4 protein-coding genes are annotated in these 5,700 nt (G+C 60.2%); 3 read left to right on the plus strand and 1 reads right to left on the minus strand.

Annotated features, from left to right (window positions below; translation table 11 throughout):
• Positions 1 to 233: 233 nt before the first annotated feature.
• The 3 genes from BUA29_RS11520 to BUA29_RS11530 all read left to right on the plus strand — a co-directional run bounded on the left by BUA29_RS11520 (position 234) and on the right by BUA29_RS11530 (position 5,348).
• Positions 234 to 1,085, plus strand: coding sequence for a PilW family protein (locus BUA29_RS11520; RefSeq protein ID WP_072756669.1), 852 nt, complete (start codon positions 234 to 236; stop codon positions 1,083 to 1,085).
• Positions 1,086 to 1,186: 101 nt separating this feature from the next.
• Positions 1,187 to 1,651, plus strand: coding sequence for a pilus assembly PilX family protein (locus tag BUA29_RS12265; protein WP_084602477.1), 465 nt, complete (start codon positions 1,187 to 1,189; stop codon positions 1,649 to 1,651).
• Positions 1,652 to 1,748: 97 nt separating this feature from the next.
• Positions 1,749 to 5,348 carry a PilC/PilY family type IV pilus protein gene (locus BUA29_RS11530; RefSeq protein ID WP_072756670.1) on the plus strand — a complete coding sequence of 1,200 codons (3,600 nt, stop codon included), beginning with the start codon at positions 1,749 to 1,751 and terminating at the stop codon, positions 5,346 to 5,348.
• A 45-nt stretch (positions 5,349 to 5,393) separates the two neighbouring features.
• Here the strand turns inward: BUA29_RS11530 and BUA29_RS11535 are convergent.
• On the minus strand, positions 5,394 to 5,700 hold a 307-nt coding region (locus BUA29_RS11535; protein WP_143148941.1), incomplete at its 5' end, for a transposase.

A 5,700-nucleotide genomic window follows, 5' to 3' on the forward strand; every position in this document is an offset into this window, starting at 1 on the left:
GCTGTGCGCCAAGCTCAGGCATCTACCCCGTCACCCTTGGCTCCATGCTCCCCATCAGACATGAACCGTTTCCACTGGAATCGCGATTGAGCCGAGATTATCGGCTGCCCGGCGAATTGCCAGGTTCGCGTGTATTGGGATGACTCACGCGCCGGCGGCGACCAGGGTGGGGCGGCACGTATGGTGGAAACGAGGGCGCGGATATGAGCCGGGGAGGAGCCGTTGTGCGTTCGATGGGGGTCGGCACGCGCTGGCAGGCCGGTTTTGGCCTGATCGAGCTGATGATTGCCATGGTGCTGGGTCTGTTGGTGATGGGCGCCGCGTTTGCCGTGTTCCAGTCCAATCAGCGCAGTTTCCAGGCCAATGAGGGGCTCAACCGCATCCAGGAAAGCGCACGGGTTGCCTACGAGTTGATGGGCCGTGACATCCGTGCGGCTGGGGGGACAGCCTGCTCGAATCTGGCGCGCCCGGATGCCGAGCACACTCTCAATGCTGAAGAGACTCTGCTGCTGACCAGCCCGGTTGGTGACAACGGCGCGCCGGCCGGCACCGAGCTGGTGGTCGTGTCCGGGGATGACACCGCCTACCGCATCACTTCGGCCACTACCAGCAGCATCACCCTGGATTCCAGCCAGATCGCCGATGCCAACGATGCCTTCAAGGTGGGCGACAAGCTGATCCTGTGCAACGCCAACCAGCTCTATGTGGTGACGGCGACCGGGGTGACCACCAATAGCGTGACGTTCACGCCGGACACGCCGGTGGCGATGACCACGGATCCAATGGCGCCCCCCTCGACGGTCATGCTGGCCCGTTTCCGCAATGTGCGTTGGTATCGCTCTGGCAACGGTTTGTATGTCTCCCGGAATGGTGCCGCTGGCCAGCAGGTGGCCGATGGCGTGACCGCGCTGAGCTTCGCTTACCGGGAGGCCAACTCCAACACCTATACAGCCACCCCCACCAGCTGGCCGAATGTGGTGGCAGTGCGGGTCAACATGACGCTGACCGGCACCAATCAGGTGGACAACAAAACCATCACCCGTAACGTCTCCAATGTCATCAGTTTGAGGAGCCGCACGCTGTGAACAGGCAGGATTTCATTGTGCCCAGGGGGCATCATGGCGTTGCCGGAGCCGTCCGACAGCGCGGGGTGTCCCTGGTGATCGTGCTGGTGCTCTTGATCGTGATGTCAGTGCTGGGAGTGGCGGTATTGCGCAGCTCGGCCTTGCAGGAGCGGATGGGTGCCAATCTGCGCGACCGCAATCTGGCATTCCAGGCGGCCGAGGCGGCATTGCGGGAGGCGCAGGAAGACGTGCTGGGCAATCCCGCTATCGACGATCTGCAATACGGCAAGACTCTGGCAGAAATGCGCGCTGCAGGCAAACCCGTCACCTGTGCAACTGACGGCATCTGCGACCAGACGGTCGTGCCTGCCGAAACGCCGGTGGCCAAGACCGCGACGGATGGGCGTTCCACCTACACCATCGAATATCTCGGCCTCGGCAAGGGTTCCACGCTGCAGGGCGTGTGCGAGACCACCGCGGCCATTTCCAACTACCAGTGTCAGCGCCCCATGTTCCGCATTACTGCCCGTGGCCGTACCGCGGGTGTGGCGGAAGTGGTGCTGCAGGCCAATATCGTCAGCCGTTGATCCATCTGCATCGGCAGTGAGGTTTCCCATGAAGCGCAAGAGTTCCCCCGCCCCGCGTCAACTCCGTCCCGGTACTCGCCCCTGGTGGACTGCGCCGATGGCGTTCATGGTCACCCTGCTGGCCTTGCCGGTCAGCGCGGGCATCACGATCCCGGACCAGCCGCTGACCACGGGCAACCGTGTGGCGCCGAACATCCTGTTCATTCTGGATAATTCTGGGTCGATGGCGTGGGTAAATGTTAACAACAAAGCCATTCCAGAAATTACTGGCTCTGGTGGTTTTAGTAGCACGCCCAATGCAGATGGTGTCAGCACGGGGACTGGCATCACGCCGGAAAGCACCGGCAGTACCCGGATGTACATGCAGAACTACGTAACCAACACGTTGTACTACAACCCGTTTAAAAACTACAAAACTTGGCTGCAGTCGGACGGCAACCGGATGTCAGGGGGTACGTCTTACACTAACGTCTATAGTAGTGAGCATTATGTCGGCGCCAATGGGGGCAGCAAGAATCTTTCGAGCAAGACCCAGACGTTCTACGTCCCCCAAGACCCCAGCAACACCAGCACGGCCTACCTTTCAGTGGTGGATAATTACTACCGCTACCAGATTCCAGCCGGAGGGGCGGATGTGGTGCGCGCGGAGTATGGGCAGGTGGTAGCAGCTACTTACACCGCTTCCGGATACCCCAAGACCGGGCAGTCGGCCAGTAATGGGGACTGGATTTATTATTCCGTGACGCTGCCTGCGAATGCCGCGTCGGTCACGGCGCAAACCAGGGGCGGAAGTGGCGATCTGGATCTGTATCTGAAAAAGAGCGGCAATCCGACGACAGGCAGTTACGATTGCAGATCATGGGGCAACAACAACAATGAAAGCTGTACAATTAATAATCCTGGGACAACGGTATATGTTGGATTGTATGCTTATAAAGCTTTCTCGGGCGCGACGCTGACCGTCACTTATTCTGTGACGAATAGCTGTGATGGCGACCCCAATGGCGCCTGGGGCTGGATCAATTGCACGTCGGCGACGCCTAGCGGGCGCTCGGTAGAAGCAGAAAAAACCAATTTCGCAACCTGGTATTCTTATCATCGCACGCGTATCAAGGTAGCCAAGGCGGGTGCAAGCGAGGCGTTTGGTCAGCTTGTTGGAAATCGGGTGCGTGTGGGGTATCGCAGCCTGCATCCTGACAACAATAGCAATATTTCCCCTGACATGGATATCCCGGTAAGTCGGGATGATGGGCGTTTCATTAATCAAAATCGGAACGACTGGTATGATCGTTTGTTTAATGCGTATGCGGATAATGGGACGCCCTTGAGGTCGGTTCTTAAGAATGCAGGGGGGTATTTTAAAAAAACCGGTAGCGACGGGCCTTATGGCCCGGAGTCTGGTTCGGATCAGCTGTCTTGCCGGCAGAACTTCGTTATCTTGACTACGGATGGGTACTGGAATAGCGATAGTGATAGTGCTATTGGTGTGAGTAACGCCGATAACCAGAGTGGCCCGACGATCAATGGGCCACAAGGAAAGAGCTATACCTACAGCCCGGTGGCGCCCTACAAGGATGACTATTCAAATACTTTGGCTGATATTGCCATGGAGTATTGGAAGAAGGATCTGCGCACCGACATGGTTAACAATGTGCCCGCCAGCGATGCCGACCCGGCGTTCTGGCAGCATATGGTGACCTTTACGATTTCGATTGGTCTGAAAACCACAAAAGGTTGGGGTAGCGTGGCGGAAGCCACCACGGCGCTGAAGAATGGTGCAACTTGGCCGCAGCCCGGAGATGATAAAGCAGAAAACCTGGACGATCTGCTGCACGCAGCCGTCAACGGCCATGGCGAGTTCACCCCGGCCACCAGCCCCGATGCGTTCGCGCAGGGCCTGAACAAAGCATTGGCGGCCATCACCCAGCGCACCAGCTCATTCTCCAACGTCACGGCCAACTCCACCTCGCTCAATACCGGGGCGCAGGTGTTCTCGGCAAGCTATGTCTCTGGCGTCTGGACAGGCGCGCTGAAGGCGCAGGCGGTCAGCCGCACGGGCGTGGGTGCGCTCAGCTGGACCGCCACTATACCGGCCGTCGACAGCCGCAAGGTATTTACCGCCAGCGGCACGCCGGGGCAGGCCGGCACCGGTGGCGCCACGTTCCCGACCTCGCAGCAGATCACCGCGCTGGACAACAGTGGGGTCGGCCCTGCCAACTATGAGGTCGCGGGCGATAAGAACGCCGCTTATATCAAGGGCGATGCCACCCTGGAAGAGCGCAACGGCGCCGGTAATCTGCGCAACCGCCCGACCACCGTATTGGGAGACATCGTCAACTCCTCCCCTGCCTATGTGCCGGGCGGCGCGGCGGGCGATGGCACCACCGCAGGAACGGTGTACGTGGGCGCCAACGACGGCATGCTGCACGCCTTCGATGCGGCCAACGGGCAGGAACTGTTTGCCTACGTCCCCAACATTCTGGACTTCTCCAAACTCAAGCAGCTCAGCCGCGGCGACTATGACCACAAGTTCTTTGTCGATGGGCCGGTGGTGGTCAGCCCGCGCAGCCTGACTCCAGGCCAGAACATCCTGGTGGGCACACTGGGGCGTGGCGGCAAGGGGCTGTATGCGCTGGATGTCAGCAACCCGACCTCGTTTGGCCCCAGCAATTTTAAGTGGGAGCGCAAGGACACGCCTGGCAACAACATGGGGTATGTGGTGGGTGCGCCGGTGATTGCCCAGGTTCGCAACGGGACGCCAGTCCCGGCCGTGATCTTCGGCAATGGCCCCAATAGCACGAATGACAAGGCCGTCCTGGTGGTGATGAACCTGTCGGATGGCACGGTGATCAAAGAGATCCCCACCGACAACACCACCAACAACGGTCTGTTTGCGCCGCTGGGTGTGTATGCCGCCGACGGCAAGACGCTGGTGTATGTCTATGCGGGTGATATGCAGGGCAACCTCTGGAAGTTCGACCTGCGCTCCACGTCGCCTTCGGCCTGGACGGCGACCAAGGTGTTCCATGCCGAGAAGACCGCCGGCAAGCCGCAGCCGATTACCGGTGGCTTGGCCTCTGCCATCGATATCAAGACCAACCAGCGCTGGATCTTTTTCGGCACGGGGCGTTACATGACGACGTCGGACGCCGACGATAAAACGCCTGCGTCCCAGACCCTGTACGGCGTGATTGATGATGGTGGCAGCTACCCCTATACCCGCTCCAACCTGACCGGGCGGACCATCGCGGTCGCGGGCGACTACCGCTACTTCGAGGATCCAACGCCGCTGCCTTCCGCCTCCAAGGGCTGGTATCTGGATCTGCCGGGCAATGGTGAGCGTGTCATCCAGGATGTGCAGGTGGACAACAACTTCGTCGTCGCCGCCAGCATGATTCCTGAAGGCGATGCCTGCGATGCCTCGGGAAGTGGCTTCCTCAACGCCATCGATGCGTTTACCGGCACCAGCGGCGGCAAGTCCTATTTTGACCTGGACAAGAATGGCAGCACCGATGACACCGCTGCCGGCGGGCATCCAATCGGTTCGGTCAACCTGGGCGTGGGGATGCCTACCCGGCCTGTCCTGCTCCCCGGTGTGGGTGTGGTGGATGGTAGTGCCGGAACCGGGGCCAGCAGTTTCGGCAAGCAGATCATGCGCTGGCAGCGCGTGTCCTGGCGTGAGATCCGCAATGATTGAACACGATGCATTCTTCGGCTCAATCGCGATTCCAGTGGAAACGGTTCATGTCTGATGGGGAGCATGGAGCCAAGGGTGACGGGGTAGATGCCTGAGCTTGGCGCACAGCAGGTAGCTGATGGCGATCAGGTTGGCGTCAGTGCGATAGCCCTTGGCGCGGGCCTTGGCGGCCTGGATCTGGGCGTTGAAGGCCTCGACCTGGCCGTTGGACAGGCCGGTGTCGAAATGCCGCAGGATGCCGGTGAGGTGGTCGCGGATGGTGGCACCGAGCTTCTTGAAGGGCGTCAGCCGACACCGTCGTGCCCAAGAGACCCACTTTCGGAGCAGCGGTTCGGCGGTGGGGCGATCCGAT

The organism is Thermomonas hydrothermalis (genome assembly GCF_900129205.1).
Lineage (GTDB): Bacteria > Pseudomonadota > Gammaproteobacteria > Xanthomonadales > Xanthomonadaceae > Thermomonas > Thermomonas hydrothermalis.